The organism is Streptomyces sp. NPDC012508, assembly GCF_042902595.1.
Taxonomy (GTDB): Bacteria; Actinomycetota; Actinomycetes; order Streptomycetales; family Streptomycetaceae; genus Streptomyces.
The window spans coordinates 153,175-178,811 of record NZ_JBIBEO010000002.1; the positions used below are offsets into that span (position 1 = coordinate 153,175).

23 protein-coding genes and 2 pseudogenes are annotated in these 25,637 nt (G+C 70.7%); 17 read left to right on the forward strand and 8 right to left on the reverse strand.

Annotated features, from left to right (window positions below; genetic code table 11):
• The first annotated feature begins 201 nt into the window (after window positions 1-201).
• The gene (locus tag ACFY8U_RS06710; RefSeq protein ID WP_389566575.1) at window positions 202-2,793 is read left to right on the forward strand and encodes an AMP-binding protein; all 2,592 of its coding nucleotides are present in this window, start codon (window positions 202-204) and stop codon (window positions 2,791-2,793) included.
• A 6-nt stretch (window positions 2,794-2,799) separates the two neighbouring features.
• Here ACFY8U_RS06710 and ACFY8U_RS06715 read toward each other — a convergent pair whose 3' ends face one another.
• Window positions 2,800-3,123, reverse strand: a complete 324-nt coding sequence (locus ACFY8U_RS06715) for a hypothetical protein (protein ID WP_389566578.1) — start codon at window positions 3,121-3,123, stop codon at window positions 2,800-2,802.
• 87 nt (window positions 3,124-3,210) lie between these two features.
• A complete protein-coding gene (locus tag ACFY8U_RS06720) occupies window positions 3,211-3,453 on the reverse strand; it encodes a DUF6411 family protein (protein WP_361443796.1) in 243 nt (80 codons plus the stop codon).
• A gap of 168 nt (window positions 3,454-3,621) precedes the next feature.
• Here ACFY8U_RS06720 and ACFY8U_RS06725 point away from each other — a divergent pair, with 168 nt between their 5' ends.
• From ACFY8U_RS06725 to ACFY8U_RS06735, 3 genes are all read left to right on the forward strand, one after another.
• Window positions 3,622-4,845, forward strand: coding sequence for a phosphatidylserine/phosphatidylglycerophosphate/cardiolipin synthase family protein (locus ACFY8U_RS06725; RefSeq protein WP_389566582.1), 1,224 nt, complete (start codon window positions 3,622-3,624; stop codon window positions 4,843-4,845).
• Between the two features lie 264 nt (window positions 4,846-5,109).
• Complete coding sequence (locus ACFY8U_RS06730) at window positions 5,110-5,298, forward strand: hypothetical protein (protein ID WP_389566584.1); 189 nt, start codon at window positions 5,110-5,112, stop codon at window positions 5,296-5,298.
• 510 nt (window positions 5,299-5,808) lie between these two features.
• Complete coding sequence (locus ACFY8U_RS06735) at window positions 5,809-7,449, forward strand: amino acid permease (protein WP_389566587.1); 1,641 nt, start codon at window positions 5,809-5,811, stop codon at window positions 7,447-7,449.
• 26 nt (window positions 7,450-7,475) lie between these two features.
• Here ACFY8U_RS06735 and ACFY8U_RS06740 read toward each other — a convergent pair whose 3' ends face one another.
• Window positions 7,476-8,162 (reverse strand): TetR/AcrR family transcriptional regulator, encoded by a 687-nt coding sequence (locus ACFY8U_RS06740; RefSeq protein WP_389566589.1) that lies wholly within the window; start codon window positions 8,160-8,162, stop codon window positions 7,476-7,478.
• 159 nt (window positions 8,163-8,321) lie between these two features.
• On the opposite strand from ACFY8U_RS06740, the gene ACFY8U_RS06745 reads away from it, so the two are divergent.
• The 7 genes from ACFY8U_RS06745 (at window position 8,322) to ACFY8U_RS06775 (ending at window position 16,629) form a co-directional block, all read left to right on the forward strand.
• The gene (locus ACFY8U_RS06745; RefSeq protein ID WP_389566591.1) at window positions 8,322-9,170 is read left to right on the forward strand and encodes an urea amidolyase associated protein UAAP1; all 849 of its coding nucleotides are present in this window, start codon (window positions 8,322-8,324) and stop codon (window positions 9,168-9,170) included.
• A complete protein-coding gene (locus ACFY8U_RS06750; RefSeq protein ID WP_389566594.1) occupies window positions 9,167-9,835 on the forward strand; it encodes an urea amidolyase associated protein UAAP2 in 669 nt (222 codons plus the stop codon). The genes ACFY8U_RS06745 and ACFY8U_RS06750 overlap by 4 nt, the downstream gene beginning before the upstream one ends.
• Window positions 9,832-13,419 (forward strand): urea carboxylase, encoded by a 3,588-nt coding sequence (gene uca, locus ACFY8U_RS06755; RefSeq protein WP_389566597.1) that lies wholly within the window; start codon window positions 9,832-9,834, stop codon window positions 13,417-13,419. Before ACFY8U_RS06750 ends, uca begins: the two co-directional genes overlap by 4 nt.
• Window positions 13,416-15,143 (forward strand): allophanate hydrolase, encoded by a 1,728-nt coding sequence (gene atzF, locus ACFY8U_RS06760; RefSeq protein WP_389566600.1) that lies wholly within the window; start codon window positions 13,416-13,418, stop codon window positions 15,141-15,143. Before uca ends, atzF begins: the two co-directional genes overlap by 4 nt.
• A gap of 321 nt (window positions 15,144-15,464) precedes the next feature.
• Window positions 15,465-15,887: an FxLYD domain-containing protein gene (locus tag ACFY8U_RS06765; RefSeq protein ID WP_389566603.1), complete on the forward strand. Its 423-nt coding sequence runs from the start codon at window positions 15,465-15,467 to the stop codon at window positions 15,885-15,887.
• 108 nt (window positions 15,888-15,995) lie between these two features.
• Window positions 15,996-16,247, forward strand: coding sequence for an antitoxin MazE7 (locus ACFY8U_RS06770; RefSeq protein WP_361607396.1), 252 nt, complete (start codon window positions 15,996-15,998; stop codon window positions 16,245-16,247).
• 4 nt (window positions 16,248-16,251) lie between these two features.
• Window positions 16,252-16,629: a toxin Doc gene (locus tag ACFY8U_RS06775; RefSeq protein ID WP_361607393.1), complete on the forward strand. Its 378-nt coding sequence runs from the start codon at window positions 16,252-16,254 to the stop codon at window positions 16,627-16,629.
• A gap of 165 nt (window positions 16,630-16,794) precedes the next feature.
• Here ACFY8U_RS06775 and ACFY8U_RS06780 read toward each other — a convergent pair whose 3' ends face one another.
• Window positions 16,795-17,547 carry a uracil-DNA glycosylase gene (locus ACFY8U_RS06780; protein WP_389568233.1) on the reverse strand — a complete coding sequence of 251 codons (753 nt, stop codon included), beginning with the start codon at window positions 17,545-17,547 and terminating at the stop codon, window positions 16,795-16,797.
• Window positions 17,548-17,967: 420 nt separating this feature from the next.
• Between ACFY8U_RS06780 and ACFY8U_RS06785 the strand changes: the two genes are divergently transcribed.
• From ACFY8U_RS06785 to ACFY8U_RS06795, 3 genes are all read left to right on the forward strand, one after another.
• Window positions 17,968-19,020 (forward strand): PucR family transcriptional regulator, encoded by a 1,053-nt coding sequence (locus tag ACFY8U_RS06785; protein WP_389566607.1) that lies wholly within the window; start codon window positions 17,968-17,970, stop codon window positions 19,018-19,020.
• Between the two features lie 126 nt (window positions 19,021-19,146).
• Window positions 19,147-19,653 (forward strand): hypothetical protein, encoded by a 507-nt coding sequence (locus ACFY8U_RS06790; RefSeq protein ID WP_389566610.1) that lies wholly within the window; start codon window positions 19,147-19,149, stop codon window positions 19,651-19,653.
• 57 nt (window positions 19,654-19,710) lie between these two features.
• Window positions 19,711-21,141, forward strand: coding sequence for a flotillin family protein (locus ACFY8U_RS06795; RefSeq protein ID WP_389566613.1), 1,431 nt, complete (start codon window positions 19,711-19,713; stop codon window positions 21,139-21,141).
• Window positions 21,142-21,483: 342 nt separating this feature from the next.
• Here the strand turns inward: ACFY8U_RS06795 and ACFY8U_RS06800 are convergent, their stop codons facing one another.
• Window positions 21,484-21,924, reverse strand: coding sequence for a hypothetical protein (locus tag ACFY8U_RS06800; RefSeq protein ID WP_389566615.1), 441 nt, complete (start codon window positions 21,922-21,924; stop codon window positions 21,484-21,486).
• A 315-nt stretch (window positions 21,925-22,239) separates the two neighbouring features.
• On the opposite strand from ACFY8U_RS06800, the gene ACFY8U_RS06805 reads away from it, so the two are divergent.
• Together ACFY8U_RS06805 and ACFY8U_RS06810 are read left to right on the forward strand one after the other, a co-directional pair.
• Window positions 22,240-22,632: a hypothetical protein gene (locus tag ACFY8U_RS06805; protein WP_389566618.1), complete on the forward strand. Its 393-nt coding sequence runs from the start codon at window positions 22,240-22,242 to the stop codon at window positions 22,630-22,632.
• Between the two features lie 55 nt (window positions 22,633-22,687).
• Window positions 22,688-22,867: pseudogene (locus ACFY8U_RS06810) on the forward strand (IS5/IS1182 family transposase); the annotation flags it as partial.
• Window positions 22,868-23,036: 169 nt separating this feature from the next.
• On the opposite strand, the gene ACFY8U_RS06815 reads toward ACFY8U_RS06810, so the two are convergent.
• Window positions 23,037-23,390 carry a hypothetical protein gene (locus ACFY8U_RS06815; protein ID WP_389566621.1) on the reverse strand — a complete coding sequence of 118 codons (354 nt, stop codon included), beginning with the start codon at window positions 23,388-23,390 and terminating at the stop codon, window positions 23,037-23,039.
• Between the two features lie 133 nt (window positions 23,391-23,523).
• The gene (locus tag ACFY8U_RS06820; protein ID WP_389566624.1) at window positions 23,524-23,649 is read right to left on the reverse strand and encodes a hypothetical protein; all 126 of its coding nucleotides are present in this window, start codon (window positions 23,647-23,649) and stop codon (window positions 23,524-23,526) included.
• A 44-nt stretch (window positions 23,650-23,693) separates the two neighbouring features.
• Here ACFY8U_RS06820 and ACFY8U_RS06825 point away from each other — a divergent pair.
• A pseudogene (locus ACFY8U_RS06825) lies at window positions 23,694-23,780 on the forward strand (IS5/IS1182 family transposase); the annotation flags it as partial.
• Between the two features lie 59 nt (window positions 23,781-23,839).
• On the opposite strand, the gene ACFY8U_RS06830 reads toward ACFY8U_RS06825, so the two are convergent.
• On the reverse strand, window positions 23,840-24,628 hold the full coding sequence (locus tag ACFY8U_RS06830) for an alpha/beta fold hydrolase (protein ID WP_389566628.1): 789 nt from the start codon (window positions 24,626-24,628) through the stop codon (window positions 23,840-23,842).
• Window positions 24,629-25,637: the final 1,009 nt, after the last annotated feature.

The window sequence follows — 25,637 nt, forward strand, 5'->3', positions numbered from 1 at the left end:
GCCGATCGCTGCCCGCGCCTTCGGCGACGGGTCGTGCGACCGGCGACGAAGAACTACCGGGAGTACCTGTGAATACGGCATTGATAAGGTAAAGCTAACCTAATGGTCAAGTGAGGTTTTGATAACGGACCGGTCGCAAATGAGCATCCGGTGCCTACACCCCCCCTTCTCGATTAGGAAAGCCTTACCTACGATGCGCCCGTGACGCTCCTCCCTGCCCCGCCCGCCGGCGGCCACACCCTCCCCCTCGCCCATGGCCTCGCGCTGTACGGCGACCGCCCCGCTCTGGTCACCGCCGACGGCATGGTCTCCTACAGTGAGCTGTCCCGGCTGGTGGCGGACACCGCCCGGCGACTCGGCACTGGACGCCGCCTCGTGCTCCTCCCCGGCGCCAACACCGTCGGTGCGCTCGTCGTTCACCTGGCCGCGCTCTCGGCGGGCCACCCGGTACTCCTCGTGCCCGGCGACCACCCCGAGGCGGTGGAGTCCCTGACCGCCGCCTACGATCCCGACATCGTCGTCCACCCGGGCACGGGCGAGTGGCGCATCGAGGAGCGGCGGCCCGGATCCGTCCACACCTTCCATCCCGATCTCGCCCTGCTGCTGAGCACGTCCGGTTCGACAGGCTCCCCCAAACTCGTTCGGCTCTCCTACGAGAACCTCCAGGCGAACGCCGAGTCGATCGCCACGTACCTCAAGATCCGCGACACCGACCGAGCCGCGACGACCCTGCCGATGCACTACTGCTACGGTCTGTCCGTCGTCCACAGCCACCTACTGCGCGGCGCCGGGCTCGTCCTCACCGAACTCTCGGTGGCCGACGCCTGCTTCTGGGAGCTCTTCCGCATCTCACGCGGCACCGCCCTCGCCGGAGTCCCTTACACCTTCGACCTGCTCGACCGCGTCGGCTTCGCCGAGATGGACCTGCCGCACCTGCGCTACATCACCCAGGCCGGCGGCCGCCTCGCCCCCGAACGGGTCGCCCGCTACGCCGAGCTGGGACAGCGGCGCGGCTGGGATCTCTTCGTCATGTACGGCCAGACCGAGGCGACAGCACGCATGGCCTACCTGCCGCCGGAGCTCGCCGGCGAACACCCAGGATCGATCGGCGTGCCGATACCAGGCGGGTCGTTCTCTCTCGAACCCGTCGAGGAGGCGCCCGTCGAGGAAGCGCCCGGGCATGGCGTCGGTGAACTGGTCTACAGCGGGCCGAACGTCATGCTCGGTTATGCCGACACCCCTGAAGACCTCGCCCTCGGCCGCACCGTCGTCACCTTGCGCACCGGCGACCTGGCTCGGCGCACCGAGCAGGGTCTGTTCGAGATCGTCGGCCGCCGCAGTCGGTTCCTGAAGATCCTCGGCATGCGGATCGACCCCCAGCAGGTCGAGGCGATGCTCGAACGGCACGGGCTGAGTGCGTTCTGCGCCGGCGACGACGAACGGCTCGTCCTCGCCGTTGTCAGCAAGCCCGGGTGGGACGAGCGGAGGATTCGAAGACGTGTCGTGGACGAGTGCGGACTGCCCACCCGCGCAGTCGCCGTCCACCTGCTGCCCGACCTTCCGCGTCTGGCTTCGGGCAAGCCCGACTACCAGGCCGTCCGTGCGCTGGACCAGATGGCCCGGGCCGACCAGCTTCTTGTCGACGACGCGGACGACGACGATTTGTGCGCGCTCTACGCGAGGATTCTGGACCGTACGGACGTGACGCCGGAAAGCACGTTCGTCGGGCTCGGTGGCGACTCGCTCTCGTACGTCGAGATGTCGCTCCACCTCGAACAACGCCTCGGCCGTCTGCCGGCGAGCTGGCACACCACACCGATCCGAGACCTCCGCATCCCCGCGAGCAAGCCCCCCTCACGAATCCGGGCCCTGGAGACCAGCGTCGCCCTGCGCGCCGTGGCGATCGTGTGCATCGTCGCCTCTCACGTCCGGCTCTTCGAGATCCGGGGTGGTGCGCATCTGCTGCTCGCGGTGGCCGGTTTCAACTTCGCGCGCTTCCTCCTCACCTCCGCCGAGCGTCGCGAACGTGTCCGCCGTACGGGGCGGAGCATCGCGCGCATTGCGCTCCCCTGCGTCGCCTGGACGGCCTTCGCGATCCTGATCGGCGCCGAGTACGACCTGAGCAACCTCCTCCTGCTGCACAACGCGCTCTTCCCCCAGGACATGGGGCCGGGCCTGCACCTGTGGTTCGTCGAAGCGCTCGTCTACATCCTGCTGACCGTCCTCGCGCTGCTGGCCGTGCCCGCCGTCGACCGGGCGGAGCGGCGCTTCCCCTACGGTCTGCCCCTCGCCCTGGTCGCACTCGGCCTGCTCACCCGCTACGAGCTCGTCGGCCTCCCCGATCGCTCCCAGATCACCGACGCGGTCACCGTCTTCTGGCTGTTCGCCCTCGGCTGGGCAGCCGCGAAGGCCCGCACGACGCCCCACCGGCTGCTCGTCACCCTCGCCGCACTCACCACGGTGCCGGGCTTCTTCCCCGGCGAACCCCGGCGCGAGGCGTTCGTCCTCATCGGCTTCGCCCTGCTCGTATGGTTTCCCACGCTGCCGAGCCGCCACCGCATCAACCAGGCGGCAGGACTTCTCGCCGCCAGTTCACTCTCCATCTACCTCACTCACTGGCAGATCTATCCGATCCTGGACGACGTCTCCGAGCCGCTGTCGCTCGCGACCGCCATCCTCTTCGGCATCGGCTACGCCAAGGCGACGGGCCACCTGACCCGGAAGCTGCCACAGCTGCCGCGTCTCGCCACGCTGCGCCCGGGATTCCCCGGCTCCCGCCGGATGCCCTCCTGACATCCTTCACAGGTGGCGCCTCCGGGCCCAGGCCTCGCCGGCACTGCCTGTCCGACGCTCGAAGAGGCTGACGTCGTCCTGGTCAGCGCCCGTCCGGCTGGTGGCCAAGGGCGGACCACGGTCGGTGGCCATGTCCGAAGCGCCGACATTGCCGACGTCGGCCGCTCGGCGCTTTGCACGTACTTCTCCGATGCCGCAGCCGTTCGGTCGCTTGGCCTGAGCCCCGGGTCCGTCGGTGATGACCCGTACGGGGTCGGGCCGGTCGGTGCCCTCCATGCGTGCGGAGGCCACCAGCGCCGCGTGGGAGAGGGCGTCGGCAGTCTTCTCCACGTCGACGCCGAGCCCGATCGCGACGGCGGACGCGGCGAGCGCGTCGGTGACGTGGTGCTCGCCGTGAAGGGGCAGTCCGCAGGGACGTCAGAACGGCATGCGGCCTCGCGCGCGGCGACCGGCGGAGCCGCTGCGGCCCACGGCCTTGGAGCTGCTCCTGAAGGGCTTGCTGAAGATCCGGCCCAGGAAGCCGGGGGCCTTGCCGCCGGCGCGCGATCCGGCTCCGAGGGTGCGCTGGGTGCCGCGTTCTGGGTGACGGGACAGACGAGGGACGAAGAAGGCGAGGATCGCCAGAACGATACAAACGGCCACGATGCCGACAACCATCATGAAGAACTCCCTAGGTCGAGGTGTGTCTGCCGCCTGCCCCGCCGACGCCGACACATGCGCCGTGCGTCCCGCACCTGCCCCGGGGGTACAGTCGGCTGGCCGCTCAGCCCGCGCCGGACCGGGCACCGCGGCCCAATGGTCTTCGTCGTGCTCCGGCCGGGGGACGCCATGACCAGTACGCAAGAGCCGCCCGAGCACACCCGGCAGACCGCCCAGGCCCTGGGCGCGCCGTCCGACGAAGACCGGGTCGCGCGGATACGCCGGCGTCTGGAGCGGCTGATCGGGATCGCGGCGACCGAGGGCAACAAGCTCGTTCCCCTGCGCAACGGGGACGAGATCTTCGCCGCGATGCTGGCCGGGATCCGCCGCGCCGAGCACACGGTGGACATGATGACGTTCGTGTACTGGAAGGGCGACATAGCCCGCCAGTTCGCCCAGGCCCTGGCCGAGAGGGCCCGCGCCGGTGTGCGGGTGCGGCTGTTGCTCGACGGGTTCGGAAGCCGTCTGATCGAGACCGAGCAGCTCGACGCGATGGAGCAGGCCGGGGTGCAGGTGGCCTGGTTCCGTAAGCCGCTGTATCTCTCGCCGCTCAAGCAGAACCACCGCTGCCATCGCAAGGTCCTCGTCGTCGACGAGGAGACCGCGTTCACCGGCGGAGTGGGGATCGCTCAGGAGTGGTGCGGTGATGCACGGAACGAGAACGAGTGGCGCGACACGCACGTCGAGGTCCGCGGACCTGCGGTGGACGGTATCGCCGCCGCGTTCGCGCAGAACTGGGCCGAGTGCCACGACGAACTCTTCGACGAGCGAGACCGGTTCATCGGGCACCGGCCTCAGGGCGATGCCATCGTGCAGGTGGTGCGCGGCTCCGCCAGCTTCGGTTGGCAGGACATGCAGACTCTGATCCGCGTGATGCTGGAGTCCGCGGAGGAGCGCTTCCGCCTGGCCACCGCCTACTTCTCACCGGACGCGTACTTCATCGAGCTTCTCTGTGCCACCGCACGCCGCGGGGTCGAGGTGGAGATCGTGCTCCCCGGGCCGCACACGGACAAGCGGGTATGCCAACTGTCCGGCCAGTACTTCTACGAGGACCTCACCGCCTGCGGGGTGAAGATCTACCAGTATCAGCCGACGATGATGCACGCGAAGGTCATCACGGTCGACGGCGTGGCCGCTTTGATCGGCTCGACGAACTTCAACCGCCGTTCCCTCGATCACGACGAGGAGGTGATGCTCGCCGTCCTGGATCAGGGGTTCACCGCGACGCTGGACGAGCACTTCGAGGCGGATGTGGCGGTCAGCGAACTGATCCGGGCGGGCCGGTGGAAGAGACGCTCGGTCGTCCAGCGGGCCCGGGAGGTGGCCGTCCAGCCGATCCGCCGATTCCTGTGACCGGGCGGGCTGTTCGAGGGCCCGTCCGCGCCCGAGAGCAATGGTCGAATTCTGCGGATGACGACGTGGCTGGATGAGCGTTCCGAGCTTCCTGGCCCGTCGGCCAGCGGTGGCGGTCCGCGGCTGACCGGGCATGCGAGCCTGGGCTCATGCTGATCGCGATGGCCGGGCTGCCCGGTGCGGGGAATCGTTCGGTCGCCGAGGAGCTGGGACAGAGGTTGGCCGCGCCGGTCGCGTCGGTGGATCCGATTTTCGGATCGGGCGGTGCACCGCCGACGGCTCGAGGGCCGGTCGCGGGAGATCGAGGGTTTCCACGAGCCGACGTGGGAGGCGGTGGAGCGGCGGCGGGAAGAGTTCGCTCCGTGGGCCGACGACCGGCTGGTGCTGGACAGCGTGATCGACATGTCCCAGAACATCGCGACGGCTCTGGAATACCTGGCCGCGGAATCCTGACCGTTGACGGGCCTTGAGCCCGGCCATGCGGGTTCTCTGGCAGCGGTGGCCTGCTCGCGCTCGGTCAGGACACCGTTAACCGTTCTCGAACGTCGCGCCCGCGCGGACCAGTGCGACCAGGTGGGCTCCAGGGTTCGCGCGCCCACGGCCTGAGCTCGCACATGCCGCGACGGCGGCAGTCTCACGGCAGGTCTGCCCACGGCCGGTCGACTCGCGCAGCCCGTCCGCCCGTGCGATCAGCTCCTGGTTCGAAGGTGCAAGGGATCCTGTCGCCAGGGTGGAAGCCGCCCCCCGTGCCGTGGAGCTGGCTGCCGCCCCGGGAACTCGCGGGCGACGCCGGAACGCACCCGCACGGCCGGCGAGCGTGACCTCCGCTCTCCGAACGGGCCGTCCGGAGAGGAGTCACTTACGGTCGGGACACGGGCGTGACACGCGGCGGAAACGGGCCCTCTCTAATTTCTGTCAACCGACAGGAATTGCAGGAACTCGCCTCCGCGACAGGGGACCGCCATGACCGTGACCGCCGATCCCACTCCCCCGGCACCTCCCCCGCCCGGTGCACCGGGCGAAGAACCGCCCAACGGCTCCCCCGACGGCTCATCCGACGGCTCGCCCGACAGCTCGCTCGCCCCGTTCGGCTATCCGCAGGAGCTGCGGCGCCGGATGGGGCGTTACGCGTCCTTCGCCGCCGGCTTCTCCTTCATCTCCGTCCTGACCACGGTGTTCCAGTTCTTCTCCCTGGGGTACTCCTTCGGCGGGCCGCTCTTCTTCTGGACCTGGCCCGCCGTCCTGGCCGGTCAACTCCTCGTCGCCGCATGCTTCGCCGAACTCGCCGCCCGGATGCCCATCGCGGGGGCGATCTACCAGTGGGCGACCAGGCTCGGCTCCCCGTCCTTCGGCTGGTACGCGGGATGGATCATGGTGACCGGGCGGATCGTGGTCGTCGCGGCCGCCGCTCTCGCGCTCCAGGTCGTCCTGCCCGCCGTCTGGCCCGGCTTCCAGATCGTCGGCGGCGACCCGTCCCCCACGACGACCAGCGGCGCGGCGAACGCCGCCCTCCTCGGCCTTGTCCTGCTCGCGCTCACCACGCTGCTCAACGTCCTCGACAACCGCGCACTGTCGGCCGTCAACACGATCGGCGTCACCGCCGAGATCGCCGGCGTCGCCCTGATCGTCGCCCTCCTCGCCACCCACGCGGAGCGGGACCCCGGCATCACCCTGCACACCGGCGGCGAGGGCGGCCTGATCACGGCGCTGCTCGTGGGCTCGTTCACCGCCGCGTACGTCCTCATCGGCTTCGAGAGCGCGAGCGAGATGAGCGAGGAGACCGTCAACCCCCGCCGCACCGCGCCCCGTACGACGCTGAGCGCCCTGACCACCTCCGGCGTCTGCGGTGGGCTGCTACTGCTCGGCGGGCTGCTCGCCGCGCCCAGTCTCACCGACGGACGCCTGGCGACGGAGGGCCTGGGGTACGTGCTCACCAGCACCCTCGGCGACGGCGTCGGCAGGGTCCTGCTCGCCGACGTCGCCGTGGCCGTCTGCGCGGCAACCCTGGCGATCCAGACCTCGGCGACCCGCATGCTCTACTCCATGGCCCGCGACGGCGTCCTCCCGCGATCGGCGCAGCTCGCGCGGGTCCCGCGGCGGACCGGGATGCCCGGCACGGCCGCCGTGGTGGTCGGCATCGGCGCGGGTCTGCTGCTCCTGCTCAACCTCGCGTCCCCGCAGGCGTTCCTGGCCATCGGCACCACCTGCATCGCCATGGTGTACCTGGCGTACGCGATGGTCACCGGCCCGATGCTGGTCCGGAGGCTGAGGGGCGAGTGGCCGCCGCCGGCCGACGGTGACGTGCGCGACGAGTCCGGCAAGCCCCTGTTCTCCCTCGGACGCTGGGGCCTGCCCGTCAACGCGCTCGCGGTCGGATACGGGCTCTTCATGACGGTCAACCTCGCCTGGCCGCGCGCGGAGGTGTACGACCCGGAGGGCGGCCACTGGTACTTCCGGTGGTTCACCGTCCTGGTCCTCGGCGCCACGGTCGCGGCAGGTGCGGCGTACCGCTGGTACCGCCGTCGCGGGGGCACCGGTCCGGCGGCCGGGGAAGCGGACCGCCGGGCCCTGACGGACCACGGGGCCGGGGCCGTACGCGCCTGAGGCGTCGGGCGCTTTCGCCGGCCCGGTCAGGCCTGCGCCGCGAGGAGACCTTGTCCCTCGCGGCGCAGCCGTGTCAGCGACCGCTGCGGCACGCCCGCCACGCGCAGCGCCGCGTCGGCCGTCGCCACCGCGAGCGTGCTCGGCTCGCGGGCGGGGTCCGCCCGCCGGATGAGGATCACGCTCTCGGTGAGCCCGAAGAGCAGGTCCGCGCGCAGCACCAGGTCGTCCGCACCGAGCGCCGCCCCTGGCTCCGTGGCCGCGAGCAACTCCGCGTAGCACGACTTGAGTTCCGACCGGATCCGATGGAAGGCGGCGAAGCGCCCCGTCTGCACCTCGGGCAGCAGGTAGAGCGCCCCGAGGTTGTGCGGGCCGCCGCACAACAGCGCCGCGTCGGAGTGGCACAGCGCCCACAGCCGCGCCTCCGGGGCCGCCTCCGTACGGGACACGAGAGCGCGTGCCACCTCGCGTGAGGGCCGGACGGTTCCTTCGAGCAGCTCCGCGAGGATCGCTTCCTTGCCGTCGAAGTAGTGGTACAGGGACGCCTGCCGCAGACCGGCCCGCTCGGCGATCGTACGGGTGGAGGTCGCGGTGTAGCCACGGGTGGTGAACAGCTCGGCCGCCGCGGCCAGGACCTCGTCGCGCGGCTCCAGGCCGTCGGCGGGGCGCTCCTGGGCCCGCGGGCGGCCGACTCTTCTGCTGGTGGGCGTGCTCACCCCGTGATCCTCGCACAGGGCCTCGGGTCGCCTCGGGGCCGAGCCGCGGGGTGAGTTTCCGGTAACCGACCCGAAACGCGCGGGCAATGGCGGCGAAGCGCCCTCTCCCTAATTTCTGTCGGGCGACAGAAATTAGGGATCCCCACCGGAGGTTGGTCCATGGCGACACCGTCAGTCACCGCCACAGCGACGACGTACAGCGCGCGGGACCATGCCCGCGCCCAGGAGGGCACGACGGTCGACGCCATGCCGGTCCTACCCGCGAGCAGCTGGCCCGCGCCTCCCGAGGGCGTCTCCACCGCGGACGTCGTCTGGGCCGAGACGGTGGCGGGCGGCTCCTACACCCACAAGGTCCTCGCCCGGGGCACCGAGCTGCGGCTGACCGACCTCACCGGTGACGCCTGCGCACACCTCTTGCTGTACAGCGCCGACCGCCCCTGGGAGCGGCTGAACGTGGCCGACACCGTCAAGGTGCTCTGGAACGCCTACCTCGGCGAGGGCCACCTCCTCCTTTCCGACCAGGGCCGGGTGCTCGCCTCCGTCGTCGAGGACACCTCTGGTCGGCACGACGCCCTCACCGGTACCTCCACCCTCGTACGTAACACCGAGCGGTACGGGGACGGGACCCCGCAGTCCGCCTCGCCGGCGGGGCGTGAGCTGTTCAAGCTCGCCGCTCTCAAGAACGGCCTCACCCCCCGCGACCTCCCCCCGTCCGTCTCGTTCTTCCAGGGCGTACGGATCGCGGAGGCCGGCACGGCCGAGTTCACCGGCTCCGCCGGTCCCGGCGGGAGCGTCACGCTCCGCGCCGAGCAGGACGTCACCGTCCTCCTCGTCAACGTCCCTCACCCGCTGGACCCGCGCCCCGCCTACACCTGTGGGCGTCTCGAAGTCCTCGCGTACCGGGCACGGCCGACCGCCCCCGGCACTCCCTTCTGGAACGCCACCCCGGAGGGCCGCCGCGCCTTCCTGAACACCGCCGACCACCTCACCGCCCGGGGGATCGCATGACCGCCACCGCCCGTCCCGGCCGTGCCGTCTCCGACGACACCGTCCCCGCCCGCGCCGCCTGGTCCGCGGTCGTCCGCAGGGGCCAGCTGCTGACCGTCACCGACCTGCACGGCAACCAGGCCGCGGACTTCCTGCTCTACGACGCGCACGACACCGCCGTCCGCTACAGCGCCCCCGACACCGTCCAGGCCCAGGGCAACGTCTTCCTGACCACCGGCTCGGTGCTGCTCTCGAACGAGCACACTCCCCTGATGACCGTCGTCGAGGACACCTGCGGACGGCACGACACTCTCGGCGGCGCCTGCTCCAAGGAGTCCAACACCCTCCGCTACGGCCACCACACCTGGTCGCAGCATGCCTGCGTGGAGAACTTTCTCGCCGAGGGCGCCCGGCACGGACTCGGCAAGCGCGACCTCGTCTCCAACATCAACTGGTTCATGAACGTGCCGGTCGAGAAGGACGGCACGCTCGGCATCGTCGACGGCATCTCGGCCCCGGGCCTGAAGGTGGTGCTCCGCGCCGATACGGACGTGCTCGCGCTGCTGTCCAACTGCCCGCAGATCAACAACCCCTGCAACGGATTCGACCCGACCGCCGTGCGCATGACGATCACCGAGCCGGTCGAGAGCCACGACAGCGACAGCGACGAGGACGGAACCCGATGACGTTCGACACCCTGCTGGTCGCCAACCGGGGCGAGATCGCGGCCCGGATCATCCGCACCGCCCGGAAGCTCGGCCTGCGCACCGTCGCGGTCTACTCCGACCCCGACCGCGGTGCCGAACACGTCCGGCTGGCCGACGAGGCCGTCCGGCTGGGCCCGGCGCCCGCCAAGGAGTCCTACCTCGACGCGGGCCTGGTCCTCAAGGCGGCCGAGGACACCGGCGCGGGCGCCATCCACCCCGGGTACGGATTCCTCTCCGAGGACGCCGGGTTCGCCCGGCACTGCGCCGACGCCGGCATCGCCTTCGTGGGCCCGACGCCCGAACAGCTGGAGCTGTTCGGGGCCAAGCACACCGCGCGCGCCGCCGCGCAGGCGGCGGGCGTGCCGCTCGCCCCCGGCACCGGGCTCCTCCCCGACGTCGACGCGGCCCTCGCGGCGGCCGAGCGGATCGGCTATCCGGTGATGCTCAAGGCGACCGGCGGCGGCGGAGGCATCGGCATGCGGGCCTGTCACGGCCCCGCCGAACTCGCCAACGCCTGGGACCGCGTGCAGCGCGTGGCCGCCGCCTCCTTCTCCTCCGCGGGAGTCTTCCTGGAGCGGCTGGTCGAGCGAGCCCGCCACGTCGAGGTGCAGGTCTTCGGAGACGGGCAGGGCAAGGTCGTCACGTTCGGCGACCGCGACTGCTCGCTCCAGCGCCGTCACCAGAAGGTCCTGGAGGAGGCCCCGGCACCCGGCCTGCCTGACCGTGTCCGCCATGAACTCGCCGGAGCAGCAAGGAATTTGTGCGCCTCGGTGGACTACCGCTCCGCCGGCACGGTGGAGTTCGTCTACGACGCCGTCCGCGAGGAGGCGTACTTCCTGGAGGTCAACACCCGCCTCCAGGTCGAGCACCCGGTCACCGAGGCGATCTACGGCGTCGACCTCGTCGCCTGGATGCTGCGGCTCGCCCAGGGCGACACCGAGGTCGTCACCGAGCCCCCGTCTCCACGGGGCCACGCCGTCGAAGCCCGCCTCTACGCGGAGGACCCGTCCCGCGACCACCGCCCGAGCGCGGGCCTGCTGACCCGCGTCGCCTTTCCCGAGGGCGTCCGCGTAGACGCCTGGGTCGAGACCGGTACGGAGGTCACCACCGCGTACGACCCGATGCTCGCCAAGGTCATCGCCCATGGCGCCGACCGCGCCGAGGCCCTCGACCGTCTCGACGCCGCGCTCGCCGAGACCCGCGTCGACGGCATCGAGACCAACCTCGGTCTGGTCCGCTCCGCACTCCGGGACGCCGACGTCCGCGCCGCCGCCCACTCCACCGCCTCGCTCGCCACCCTCACCGACCCGACCCCGCGCATCGAGGTCGTCGCCCCGGGCACCCTGACGACCGTGCAGGACTGGCCCGGGCGCACCGGCTACTGGCAGGTCGGCGTCCCCCCGGGCGGGCCGATGGACGACCTCTCCTTCCGGCTCGGCAACACGGCGCTCGGCAACGACGAGGGCGCGCCCGGGCTCGAATGCACCCTTCAGGGCCCCTCCCTGAAGTTCACCCACCCCACGACGGTCTGTGTCACCGGCGCCCCCGCTCAGGTGACGATCGACGGCAGCCGTGTGGCTCAATGGGAGCCGGTCACCGTCGAGGCGGGACAGACCCTCGCCGTCGGGGCCCCCGACGAGCAGGGCCTGCGCACGTACGTGCTGTTCGCGGGCGGCCTCGACGTACCGGAGTTCCTCGGCAGCGCGGCCACCTTCACCCTGGGACGGTTCGGCGGCCACGGCGGTCGCGCCCTGCGCGCCGGGGATGTCCTGCACGGCGGGGAAGCCCGGACGGAGACCTCCGTGGTCTCCGTCGACGAGCGCCCTGCCTTCGGCGCCGTGTGGCGGGTCGGCGCGGTCGAAGGCCCCCACGCCGCGCCCGAGTTCTTCACCGAGGAGGACATACGCGACTTCTACGGGGCGGACTGGAAGGTGCACTTCAACTCGGCGCGTACCGGCGTGCGTCTGGTCGGCCCCAAGCCGCGCTGGGCACGCACGGACGGCGGCGAGGCGGGCCTGCACCCCTCCAACATCCACGACACGCCGTACTCCGTCGGTGCCGTCGACTACACCGGAGACATGCCCGTCCTCCTCGGCCCCGACGGCCCGTCCCTCGGCGGCTTCGTCTGCCCGGCGACGGTCGTCACCGGGCAGCGCTGGAAGCTCGGCCAGCTCCGCCCCGGCGACACCGTCCGGTTCGTGCCCGTGACGACGGAGACGGCGGGGCGACTGCGGAAGGACCCCGCCGCCGAGCCGCGCGCCGACCGCGACGCCCTCGTCGACGGGGGCATCCTCGCCCGCCTGGAGGAGACGGACGCCCGGCCGTCGGTCACCTACCGGCGCAGCGGCGACGACAACCTCCTCGTCGAGTACGGGCCCATGCAGCTCGACCTGGCGTTGCGCATGCGCGTCCACGCGCTCGCGGAGGCGCTGGCCGCGCGTGGGCTCCCCGGCGTCGTCGACCTCACCCCGGGCATCCGTTCGCTCCAGGTCCAGACCGACCCCGACGTCCTGCCGCTGCACGAGCTCCTCGACGCCGTGCTGCGCGTGGAGGAGCTGCTCCCCGCCACTGACGAGCTGGTGGTGCCCAGCCGGATCGTCCACCTGCCGCTGTCCTGGGACGATCCGGCAACGCGCGAGGCCATCGCCCGCTATGTCGCGGGCGTACGCGACGACGCCCCGTGGTGCCCGTCGAACATCGAGTTCATCCGCCGTGTCAACGGCCTGGAGACGAGCGACGACGTGTACCGCACGGTCTTCGAGGCCGAGTACCTGGTCCTGGGTCTGGGCGACGTCTACCTCGGGGCGCCCGTCGCCACTCCCCTGGACCCGCGGCACCGCCTCGTCACCACCAAGTACAACCCTGCCCGCACCTGGACTGCGGAGAACTCGGTCGGCATCGGTGGCGCGTACCTGTGCGTCTACGGGATGGAGGGGCCGGGCGGCTACCAGTTCGTCGGCCGCACCACGCAGGTGTGGTCGGGCTGGCAGCAGCGCGGCGCGTTCGAGCCGGGCAGGCCGTGGCTGATGCGCTTCTTCGACCGGATCAAGTGGTACCCGGTCGAGGCCGAGGAACTCCTGGAGCTGCGCGCCGACATCACCACCGGCCGGTTCGTACCGAAGATTGAGGAAGGCACCTTCTCGCTCGCCGCCTACCGGGCCTTCCTCGACGAGAACGCGGCGTCGATCGCCGTCTTCCGGGAACGGCAGAGCACGGCGTTCGGCGCCGAGCGCGATGCCTGGGAGGCAGCCGGCGAGTTCGCCCGGGCCGAAGCGGCCTCGCAGGTCGTCCCGCCGGCCGCCGACGTCGCGATACCGGAGGGCGGCCGTCTGGTCGAGGCCGAGTTCACCGCCTGTGTCTGGCAGGTGAACGTCGAGGTCGGCGACCGTGTGTCGGCGGGTCAGCAGCTGGTCGCCCTCGAGGCGATGAAGATGGAGGCTCCGGTACCGGCCCCCGCCGACGGCATCGTCGCGGAGGTCCTGATCAAACCAGGCTGTCAGGTGGAGGCGGGCACCGCACTCGTCGTCCTCGCTCCGGTCGAGACCGCGGAGGTGGGCGCGTGATCAGCTCGGTGGAGAGAGTACGGGCCGCGTACGCCCGTATCGCGCAGGTGGACCGGCCCGAGGTGTGGATCGGTCTTCGGCCGCAGGAGGACGTGGAGGCGGACGCCGCCTCGGTCGACGCGCGCGCCGCCTCCGGTGAACGGCTGCCGCTGGCCGGAACGGTGTTCGCCGTCAAGGGCAACATCGACGTGGCCGGGCTGCCCACCACGGCGGGCTGTCCCTCGTACGCGTACCGGCCGGAAGCCGACGCGCCGGTCGTGGCACGTCTGCGGGCGGCGGGCGCCGTGGTCCTCGGCACCACGAACCTCGACCAGTTCGCGACCGGACTGGTCGGCACGCGCAGCCCGTACGGCGCGGTGCGCAACGCCCTCGACCCGGCGTACGTCTCCGGCGGCTCCTCGTCCGGCTCGGCCGTCGCGGTCGCCCTCGGCATTGCGGACTTCGCTCTCGGAACGGACACGGCGGGCTCGGGCCGGGTCCCGGCGGCCTTCAACGGCATCGTCGGCCTCAAGCCGACCCGCGGCCTGGTCCCGGTCGAGGGTGTCGTCCCGGCCTGTGCCTCGCTCGACTGCGTGACGGTCTTCGCCCGTACGCTGCCGGAGGCCGAGCGGGCCCTGGCCTTGATGGCGGCACCGTCGGGGCGCGAACTCCCCGCCCTGGAGCAGCGCCGTCCGGGCCCGTGGCGAATCGCGGTTCCCCGCCCCGAGCGGCTCGGCGAGCTGGAGGAGGGCTGGGCCGAGGCGTTCGGGTCGGCCGCGGCCCGCCTGGCCGAAGCGGGCGCCGAACTCCTGGAGGTCGACCCGACGCCGTTCATCGAGGCGGCCGCGATGCTGTACGAGGGGGCGTTCGTCGCCGAGCGGTACACCGCCGTCGGCACCTTCGTCGACGGGCACGCGGGCTCGGCGGACCTCGACCCCACAGTGGCGGGGATCATCTCCCGGGCCAGGGACGTCCCGGCCCACCGGTTCTACGCTGACCTGGAGAGACTGTCCGCCTTGCGCACCAGGGCCCTGACAGCGCTGGGCGACACGGACGCGCTGCTCCTGCCGACGACACCGGGACACCCGACCCTCGCAGATGTGGAGGCCGACCCCCTGGGCGCGAACGCCCGGCTCGGCCGGTTCACCAACTCCACGAACCTGTTCGACCTGGCGGCGGTCGCCGTCCCGGCGGGCGAGGTGAACGGGCTCCCGTTCGGGGTCATGGTGATCGGTCAGGCGTTCACCGACGAACGCCTCGTCCGCATCGCCGGCCTGCTCGCCGCCCCGCCGGTGCGCCTCGTGGTGGTCGGCGCGCACCTGTCCGGGCAGCCGTTGAACGGACAGTTGCTCTCCCTGGGCGGCCGGCTGGTGCGTACCACCACGACTGCGTCCGCCTACCGCCTGTACGCGCTGGAGACGGTCCCTCCCAAGCCGGGCCTGGTCAGAGCCGAGGAGGGTGGCGCCGCGATCGAGGCCGAGGTGTGGCAGCTGCCTCCCGAGGGACTCGGCGCGCTGGTCGCGGCGCTCCCCCGTCCGATGGCGCTCGGCAGCGTGGAACTCGCGGACGGCAGCTTCGTGACCGGCTTCCTCTGCGAACCCGCGGCCCTCGACGGCGCCCGCGAGATCACCTCGTACGGGGGCTGGCGCGCGGCTCTCCCCTCTCTGGCCGCTCTCCCCTCTCCGGCCGCTCTCCCCTCTCTCGTCCGCACCGAGGGACCGGGGCTGTCTCCTCCCCGTACCTGAACGTCCCACTGGGAGATGTCGCCGTGGGCCGGGGGACGCCAGGGCGCGCCGCGCGGATGGCCGTGCGGCGCCCTCGTCATGCGGCACCGGGACGGGGGCGGTCGGTCCGCGCGGACGGCACCGGTGACGGGAAGGTGTTCAGCTCCTCGATGCCCCGAACGGAGTAGTCCGCGGGCGTCCGATCCGTCCCGGGCGGACGCTGTACGCATGTCGCATCAGGAGCCGCAGCCCGGCTGGGGGCAGCCGCAGGGAGGGCGGGGGGCGCCGCCACCTCGCCCTAGGGGCAGGACGGGAAAGATCCTCGGCTTGTCGTGCCTGGGCGTGATCGTACTGATCGTCGTCGTGGTCGTCGCCGTCTTCGCCGTGGCTGGAGAGGATGACGAGCCCGACCGGACGCCGACAAGCCCCACCGCGCAGCCCACAGCGGGCGAAAGGACAGCCTCCCGGCAGCCAGAGGGGGAAAGCGGGCCGCGCGGGGACGTAAAGATCACGGCATGCGAGGTGGACCCCGTCACGAAGTGGGCCGACGCGAAGCTGCTGATCACGAATCGGTCCAGCAAGGCCAGCAACTACATCGTGCAGGTCGAGTTCGTCGATGCTTCCGGCAGGCGTCTGAGTGAGGCGACCGCCGTCACCAGCAACGTGGCTCCGGGGCAGCAGTCGGAGGCGACAGCGCAGGGGGTGGAGCAGATCACGGCCAAGGTCACATGCCGGATCACGGATGTGACCCGGTTCGCGTCCTGACTCCCTCAGCGCGTGCGTGCGGTGACGCAGTACGGGCGGGCCCGTCGTCGCGACCGCCCTGGGAATTCGGGGTAGCCACGGCGGTATACCGCCCGGCATACTGCATGTATGGCAGACACCACCGTCAAGATCGACGACACGACTCGGGACCGGCTCAAGGCGCTGGCCGACGGCGCGGGTATGTCCATGAAGGACTATCTCGCGCACGTGGCGGCCGAGAAGGAGCAGGAGCGCCTTCAGGACACGGCGACGGCTGCCTTCCGCCGCGCGATCACCGCGTCGGGCATCGTGGACCGGTTCGACGCCGAATTCGGCGGGCTGCCGGCGGCGACCAAGCGCGAGAATCCGCAGGCGGCCTGAGCCCGTGGATCTGCTCATCGACCACCGGTGGCTCCTGGAGCGCCAGGAGGAGATCCTCCGTAAGGACCTGACGGTCGACGACCTCTCGGTGCTTGTCGGCATGGCCGCCCGCCACCGGGTCAACACCCCGCGTCTCGACCAGGCGGACCCGGACGCGTTCTGGCGCGCCGCGGTGTTCCTGGAGGAGTGCGTGCTGCTGCGCCCGCTGCCCGCGCGGAACGAGCTTTACGGGTACGGCATCGCCATCGCCTACCTCGAGGCGTCCGGCCACCGCGTGGACACGACGTTCGAGCCATGGCGCGACCTGGTCAACGACATTCGCGCACTCCGGCTGAACTCCTACGACATCGCCGATCGTCTGCGGTCCTGGGTCATCTCCTGAGGCGGGACGGATACGGTGGGTCTTGGCCTCCGCTGCCCTCCGTCACTCGGCACCGCCAACCAGGCAGCCGAGTTCGGGCAGAGCCCTCCGGCCGTCTCCCCACCCGGGGCCTGCGAGCGAACGGGGTGCGCATCGTCATCCGGCCAGCCCTTGGCGGACGGGATCTCACCCGAGGCCCGCCGCGCGAGCGGCCTCGGCGAGAACCTCCCGCAGCATCTCTCGGGTGAGCCGGCCGGTGAACACGTTGCGCTGGCTGACGTGATAGCAGCCGAACACCGTCAGCGGCGCGGCGGGACATCCGTCCGCGGGCGCGAGGGTGGTCCGCACGCCGTGCCCGAACGCGGGACGCGGCCGGGGCACGGGCCATCCGGCCTCGTGCAGGGTGGGCAGCGCGGCCTGCCAGCCGAAGGCGCCGAGGACGACGACGGAGCGCAAGCAGGGGCGCAGTTCTTCCAGCTCGCGGACCAGCCACGGCCGACAGGTGTCCCGCTCCCCGGGGGTCGGGCGGTTGCCGGGCGGCGCGCAGTGCACGGGGGCCGTCACCCTGACGCCGTACAGTTCCAGTCCGTCGTCCCGGCTCGTCGCCGTGGCCTGGGACGCGAGTCCGAGGTCGTACAGCGCCTCGAAGAGGACGTCGCCGGCGCGGTCGCCGGTGAACATCCGACCGGTCCGGTTCCCGCCGTGCGCCGCAGGTGCAAGCCCGATGACCAGCATGGCGGCGTCCGCAGGCCCGAACCCGGGCACAGGCCGCCCCCAGTACTGCCAGTGGCGGAACGCGGCCCGCTTGGTCGAGGCCGTCTCCTCGCGCCAGGCGACGAGACGTGGGCAGGCGCGGCACCTCACCAGTCGCGCGTCCAGGTCGGCCGACGTCAAGGCCTCGGCGGCCGCGCGTAGCGGGTAGGCGGCGGAGGAGCACATCATCGGCCTGCTCTCACGCCGGCTGCACGGAGCACTCGGCGGCTGAATGTAGGGACAGGTTGTCGGGCCCTGACATGGAAGGGACTTCACAGTCCGTCAGTGCCTTCTGGAGGTGTCTACCCGGCGCGATGGCGAAGGGTGCTTCCGGTACAGGGGCGTGCCCCGGACGGTCGACCGAGGCCGTCCGGCTCGCTGAGAAGCACGGAGCGGTGACGCAGCTGCCGTAGCGGTGAAGGCCGTCGAGCCACACGTCGACACTCGAGGTGGCGGACCATGCTTCCCTGTCCGGCATGACGAAGAAGAAGCGGGCCGGAACCGTGGCGTGCAGGTCGTCGGGCCCGTAGCCGACGCAGCCGACTTGCGAGCACAGGACATAAAAGCGAATTGTCATTTCATCAAGAATCAGGGGGAGGCCGACAGGTGCAGGAGACGACATCGACGCGGTTCTTGGACGGATACGGACAGATCATCGCCGAGGCATCGACAACCGGCCGCCGCCTCACGCGCGGCGAGCTGGAATCCCGCCGCGCGCTGGGCGCCCAGGCCGCCGAAGCCGGGCATGGATGGCGCGCCCTGGTCCGCAGCCATCTCGCGGCCAGCCGCGTCGCCCGACCCTCATCAACCGACCTGGACAGCGTCCTCAGCGCCGTCGAGCAGGCCATTGACGCCTTCGCCGAAGGCTACGAGCACGCACAGCGGCTCGTCGTACGGAGGGAGGAGGCCGCTCGGCGCGAGTTCATCGATGACCTCCTTCATGGCCGCGGAGACGCGGGGCACCTCTCCGCCCGCTCGGAGCGGTTCGGGTTGCGTCTGTCCCGCTCTCACGCGGTCGCGGTCGCCGAAGGACCCGCGACGTACGACGAAACCGACCCTGTGCCAAGGGAGGTGGAGGCCGGCCTGTTCGCCCGATTCGAAAGACGTCGCATCCTGTTCACCACCAAGGACGGCCGCATGGTGTGCATCGCGCCGGCCGACCAGGACGACGTACTCGTCCACTTCGCCAAGCGAGCGCACGCGGCGACCGACGGCGGAAAGGTCGCGATCGGGCGGCCCCGTCCGGGCGCAGGCGGTATCGGCCACAGCTACGAAGAGGCACTCAACGCACTCGATGTCGCGCGCCGCATGGGCTTCGAGGAGCCACTGCTTCGCGCCGCCGACCTCTTGGTCTTCCCCGTACTGGCCCGGGACCGGCAGGCGCTGGTGGACCTGGTGGAAAGCACGCTCGGCCCCCTGGAACGGGCACGTGGCGGCTCGAACCCTCTCATCCACACTCTCATCGCCTACTTCGGCACCGGCTGCGTCGCCACCGAAGCCGCGCGACGGCTGTCGTTGAGCGTACGAGCCCTCACCTACCGTCTCGAGCGCATCCACACCCTCACGAACCTCAACCCGAACGACCCCATGCACCGCTACACGCTCCACACCGCGGTCATCGGCGCACGGCTGCTCGACTGGCCGACCAAACGGACCTGAGGTCAGGTCAAGAGCGGCATCAAGAACGCGTAAAGATTGCCGGACAACGGCAATGAACCTCTGCACGAGGCGATGCGACGATGCCGCAGACAGCGGGAACGGTCCAGCAGCCGAAGGAGCGGGGACATGGTCTGGTTTCTCAGTCTCGGCATCGGTGGTCTGGTGCTGCTGGTCCTGTCCCTTGTCCTCGACGGGGTGCTGGAGGGCATCCTCGACGCCGTCGTCGTGGGTCTGGACGGGTTTCTGTCGTTGCCGGTGATCGCCGGGTTCGTGTCGATGCTGGGGTTCACCGGCGCGATCACCCTTGGCACCACCGGCCTGGGGGCGGGGGCCGCCACTGGTGCGGGCGTGGCCACGGGGGTCGGCGCCGCCTGGTTGACCTGGAGGTTCAGCCAGGCCCTCATGCGCGACGGCGTCACGCCCGCACCTAGGGGCGAGGACCTTACGGGCACGTCGGGTTCTGTGGTGACGGCGATCCCGGCCGACTCGTATGGCGAGGTGCTGCTGTACCTCGCCGGTCAACCGGTGAAGTACGCGGCGAAGTCAGCCGCACCTGTCGCCCGCGGCACGGAGGTCTGGGTGGAGTCCGTCCTGTCGGCAACGGCCGTCGTCGTCCGACAGGTCGAACACTGACCACCTCCGTACTCACTTCATTTCACTCAACCCGGCTCCAACCGAGGGGAACGCTTCATGAGCCCTGTACTCACCGCTGTGGTGGGCATCGTCGTACTCGTCGTCCTGCTCGCCCTCGTGGTCATCACGCGCTACAAGGTCGCCGGTCCGAGCGAGGCGTTCATCATCACGGGCCGCAGGGGGAAGCAGGCCACCGATCCCGCCACGGGGCGGGTGTTCACCGATAACAGCGGGCAGAAGGTCGTGGTCGGCGGCGGCGTCTTCGTCGTGCCGTTCGTCCAGCAGAAGTTCACCCTCGACCTGTCCAGCCGGCACATCCCGGTCGCCGTGCGCGGCGCGGTCACGCTGCGCGGCGTGAAGGCCAACCTGGAGGGCGTCGCGATCGTCAAGGTCGGCGGGACGGAGGACTCGATCCGGGCCGCCGCACAGCGGTTCCTGATGCAGCAGGACGGTATCGTCGGCTTCACCCAGGAAGTGCTCTCCGGCGCGCTCCGCTCCATCGTGGGACGTATGTCGGTCGAGGACATCATCCGCGACCGCGCCGCCTTCGCCGGCCAGGTCGCGGAGGAGGCCGAGGCGAGCCTCTCCGGCCAGGGCCTGGTCCTGGACGCCTTCCAGATCCAGGACATCACCACCGAGGGCTCCTACCTCGAGGACCTCGGCCGTCCGGAGGCCGCCCGCGCCAAGCAGGAGGCCGACATCGCCGAGGCCGTCGCCCGCCGTGCAGCCGAGCAGGCCAGGCTGAAGGCGGAAGAGGAGATCGCCGTCGCGCAGCGGACCCTCTACCTGAAGCAGGCCGAGATCAAGGCCCAGACCGACGAGGCCGCTGCCCAGGCCAACGCCGCCGGTCCCCTCGCCGAGGCCGACCGCCAGCAGCAGATCCTCGCCGAGCAGGAGAAGGTCGCCGAGCGGCAGGCCGCGCTGACCGACCGTCAGCTCGACACCCAGGTCCGCAAGCCCGCCGACGCCGCCCGATACCAGGCCGAACAGGAGGCCGAGGCCCGCCGCATCGCCCTGGTCAAGCAGGCCGAGGCCGACGCCCAGCGCTCCCGCCTCACAGGTGAGGGCGAGAAGGCCCACCGCGCCGCGCTCGCCGACGCCCTACGCATCGAGGGCGAGGCCCAGGCCGCCGCCATCGCCGCCAAGGGCTCCGCCGAGGCCGAGGCCATGCAGAAGAAGGCCGATGCCTTCGACAGGTACGGCGATGCGGCCGTCCTGCAGATGCTCGTCGAGGTCCTGCCCCAAGTCGTCGCCAAGGCCGCCGAACCCCTCGCCGCCGTCGACAAGATGACCATCATCTCCACCGACGGCGCGAGCCAGTTGACCCGCACGGTCACGGACAACGTCACCCAGGGCATGGAACTCCTCTCCTCCGCCACCGGGATCGACCTCGCCTCGCTTCTCCACGGCATCACCCAGAGGAAGCCGGCATTCGAGACCGCTTCGGCACCGCCGGCCTCGAACACGCCTGTCGAGATCACCGACTGAAAATCGGGCACGGGGGGGGAGAACCAGCTTCGAGATTCACCCAGGGGCGCAACTCACCCTCTTCGTCGCGGGGCGTCTAGCCGCTTCGGTATCCGCCTTCCCTTCCTCCTCCCCACTGGCGTCGTCCAGGGAGGTGCCCGCGAAGAAGACGTCCGCCAAGAAGACAACGGCGAGGAAGACCGCCCCCTTCCTGCGCCGGAGTCCACCTGGCCTCCAGCAGGAGCGCCCCCAAAGCACGGTGTCCTCCCCGCATGCAAGCGGGGAGGACACCATGTCGTTTCTGGCGCGGCCACCGGGACTCCAGTCCCTGCGTCCGCGGCCTCATCCCAAACCGTTGAGGCCTCAGATGGCGCTCCCGTTGCTGGCCATGTTCAAGGCGTCGCCGACATCACCGGGACTACCGACCGTGTCGGCGACTCCGCCGACGAGCCCGAGCCCGTCGACGCTGGCGCCCGAGAGGCCGCCGATAGGGAGGCCGCCGACCGGATCAGCTGCTGCCGGGGTCGCACCGACCCCGGCAGCAGCACCGATCAGGGCCGTGGCAATGAAGGCTCGCTTGATGATGTTGTCCATGGCCTGAAAACGAAGCAGATCAGCATCAGTCACCGCCTTCCCCTTCCGTCGCGTGCCGACCCGGCGGCGTCTGACGAGCGAAGGCGCCTTGCCCGCAGTGACGAAGGCAGCCGATCGTTCGCCCGGGTCACAGGAGAGGAGGCCCGAGCGCGCGTCCTGTTTCGGCCCGGACGCCTGCTGCGGCGTCGCCGGAACCTTGTTGCGCCTCATCGGGACCGGCCCGACCCCGTCTCGACCACCGCCCCCGGACCCGCTGCCAACGAGTGGCACAAACGGCTCTACGACCGTGCTGTCAACGGAGGACTCATCCCCCGAACTTGACGGGCGTCGCGCCGAATTGGCCGGATGAAGGCCGCAAGAAGGTGCGATGTGGAAGCATCCTTCGGGCGCCGCAGCCACCAGAGTTGACGAGAGCGAGGGCCAGCTGTGAGCAACCCACCCCGCAACCCCTACGACCGACATCCCACCCCTGTACCAGCCTCCGCGCGACGGCCTGGCGTCGCGACGGCCGCGGGAGTCTTCGCGATGCTGCTCGGTGCAACCCTGGCCTGCTACGCGGCGTACACCGGGATCAAGACCTTCGAGTCCGGCTTCGGCCCGATCATCGGCCTGGTACTCCTGCTTTACGGCCTGTCCATAGCGCGGAACGCATTTCTGCTCCTCACAGGCGACTGGGCCGGAGCCGAGCGCCTGACCATGCAGCTCGGCATCATCGCCGGTCTCTCCGGTGTGGCGATAGGCGCCATGGTGGCCCAGGCCGACTTCGACACCGAATCGGCGAAGACCCAGCTGATTGGGTTCGTCACCGCGTTGCTCCTCTCGGTGACCGCAATCACCCTGTGCTCGCGACGGGGTACGAAGGAATACGTCGGGGGACGTCGTCCCTCCGCACCACGCCAGCCCCCCAGAATCGGCTGACAGCCAAGAGCCCCGACCGAACACCTGGCCAGCCGCCACGCATGCAGGGTCGACCAACCGCAAACGGCGCGGTAGACAGAGCGGTCTGCCCACCAGCTTCGACAGCGAGATCTACAAGTGCCGTAACGAAGTCGAGCGAACGATCAACCGGTTCAAGAACTGCCGAGCCATCGCCAACTGCTACGGCAGGAGGACCCACGCCCTCCACGGCACCATCACTACCGCAGCCGTCCGCCACCGCCGCGAGGCCCGCACGGGGCCGACTCTTCGGCACGCCCGCGCTCGCCGCCGTCGGAAGCCACCTCTCGGACCGGAGCGGCGCCGCCTGCTCCTGGCGCTTGAAGGCCGCACCGGCCACTCACGTCGCACCACGGCGAACTGCTCCGTCGGCAAGCCGCCCTGCCTCAGCGGAACTCGTGGACCACCTGGATCTCGCCGACAATGTGAGCGTTGAAGTCGTCCAGCTCCTCAGCCGGGACCCACAGCTCGAGGATCGTCCGCCCCCCGGCCTGCTGGACGGGGTACCGGCTCACGAACTCCGAATCGACCTCGAACCGGGTAACGAAGCCGACGCCGCTGTGCTTCACGTTCCAGTCCCTCGCGATCTTTATCGCGTAGTCCTCGTTGAGGACCGGGTAGAAGATCGGCTGCTCGGGAAGCCGAGGCGGCCAACCACGCCAGTTCATCTCACGGACCAACTCCAGCTCCTCGGGGCCGGTGGGGCGCCACAGGGTCGTCGTTGCTCGCTGGCTGGTCATGTGAATCGCTCTCTGAACGCGGTCGCCGCGGGTGCGGCTGGTCTGAGACCGGACGATACCGGCGCCGGGGACTCAACACCTACGCAGTTTCCGCAGCACGTGATCGGCGTGACCAGCAGTTACGGGACAGCCCTCAGGCGCCGCCGATGACCGCCTCGACCGGAGCGGACGGGGCACCCACCGTGCGCCGCACCCGCGTACGGAATTCCTCGCGCAGGCTCTTCCGGCGGCGCATTTCCCGGTTCTTCCAGGTCTCCATGCGGGCGAAGACGTGCTCGACGCGGGCTCGGACCTGCGTGAGGAATCCTCCGAGACTGCAACCTCGAAGGCGACAGCGTCCACCACGCGATCCTCGGCATCGCTCGGGTGCACAGCCTCGCCCTCGCCGGATGGGCAGCGCGCCGTACGAGGGCACCTGACGCGTCCGCGGAGCATGTAGGGGACAGCCCTTAGGCGTGCTCTCGGCAGAAGGCGCGAACGGCTGCCGTGAAAGCCTCCGGCGCCTCCAGGTTGCTCATGTGGCCCGCTTCGGGAATCGTCACCAGCTCGGCATGCGGAATGGCGGCCTGGAAGGCGTAGGCGACCTCCAGAGGAGAGCGGGCGTCTCGCTCGCCCCACAGCAGCAGGGTCGGGACCGTGATCCGGGGCAGCAGGTCCGTCTCGTCGGCCTCGGCCATCAGGGAGAGCTGCATGGCCATGGTCTCCGGCCGAACTTCCCGGTTCATGGCGTCCAGCAGCACCGTGAAACGCTCGGGCGGGCCGACGGCGTAGAGCCCAGGCAGCGTCGGAACGAACTCCTCACGAGACACCGCGAGCATCCGCTGTGCCCCCTCGACCCGCGCCGCGACCTCCTCTGGCGGCAGCGAGCCCTTCCAGCCGGCGTACGTGTCCACCATCAGCAGCGACCGCACCAGGTCCGGCCGCCACCGGTACAGCTCCAGGACCACCGTCCCGCCCCAGGACAGCCCTGCGACCTGCGCAGGCCCGAGCCCCACGTCCTCGATCACGGCGGCAAGGGCGCGCGCGAAATCCTCGAGCCCGAAGCCCGCCGGCACCGCGCTGGACCGCCCGGACCCCGGCTCGTCCCAGGCCACCACCGTGAACTCGTCCGCCAACGCTTCGACTTGCGGCTGCCACATCCGCCCGTCGAGCCCTGCCCCGTGAACGAGAACCACGAGCGGCCCCCGCCCCTTCCGCGTATAGGCGACGTCGACGCCACCGACCCGCACCACTGCCATACCTCCAGGCTAGGGGGTGTCTAGTGGATCGGCGGGCGATCGGGTACAGCGCGTCGGCGGCGCGACACGGCCCGGAAGCGTCGGCTCGATCGAGTACTTCAGACGGAGCGCTGTCCAGATCGCAGCCGGTTGCTGGTCGCACCGGCCCCACGCGCAGTCGGAGTGCAGGGCACCCACGACATGGCCGCTCGTTCCGGTCAGACGATCGGCTCGCCCGAATGTGGAACCAGCGCCTGAGGGATGCAGTCACCGGCCTCACACGGTAAAGCCGTTCAGGCGCCCGCCTGCTGTTGCGAGCGGGGACGTGGTCGTGATCCCCGGGGCCCGTCGCGCGGGCGCGACTTCCTCCATGGTCGCCATCCAGTTGAACGAGCAGGCCCCGGCGGAGGCGCTCCTGAACCTCCGGCGTCAGGTCCGAGCGACCCGCAGCAGCCTTTGAGGCCTCGGTCCAGGCGCGCAGGACGTCAAGGGGACGCCTGTATGGCAAGCTGAGCAGACGTGCCGACGACAGCGCGAGCGGGCCGCGCCGCCGTCAAGCACCAAGCCTCTCCCCTCCGACTATCGCGGGGAAAGACACCTCACTCCGGTGGTACCTCCAGTGCAGCTGGGGCCGGTCCGCGCCTGTGCGCCAACCGTCCAGACAACCGTGGGTGCAACCGTTCCTGAACTCCCAACAGAATGATCTTCGAGGTGGTTGGACGGCTCCGGGCTGAAGATCCGGCGGTGTGGGATGGTGCGGCCGAAGCCGTGGGACCGGACCGTTGCCCAGCGGGCTCGCGCAGGGCCGCCGAGACATCGTGCGCCAGATCCAGGGCCCACTCGGCCCTCGGGCGTGGAAGAGACGATGCCCTCGGGTCGTGGGCACTCGGGCAGCGCGGGTTGGCACCACATCGTCGCCGGGGTCATCGACCACCGTGACCGGGTGCGGGCCGGGGTGGGTCAGCATCCCTTCAGGCCGCAAGATCTGGGGGCGAGGCACGGCTACCGGGCGTGGAAACCCTCGCGCGCG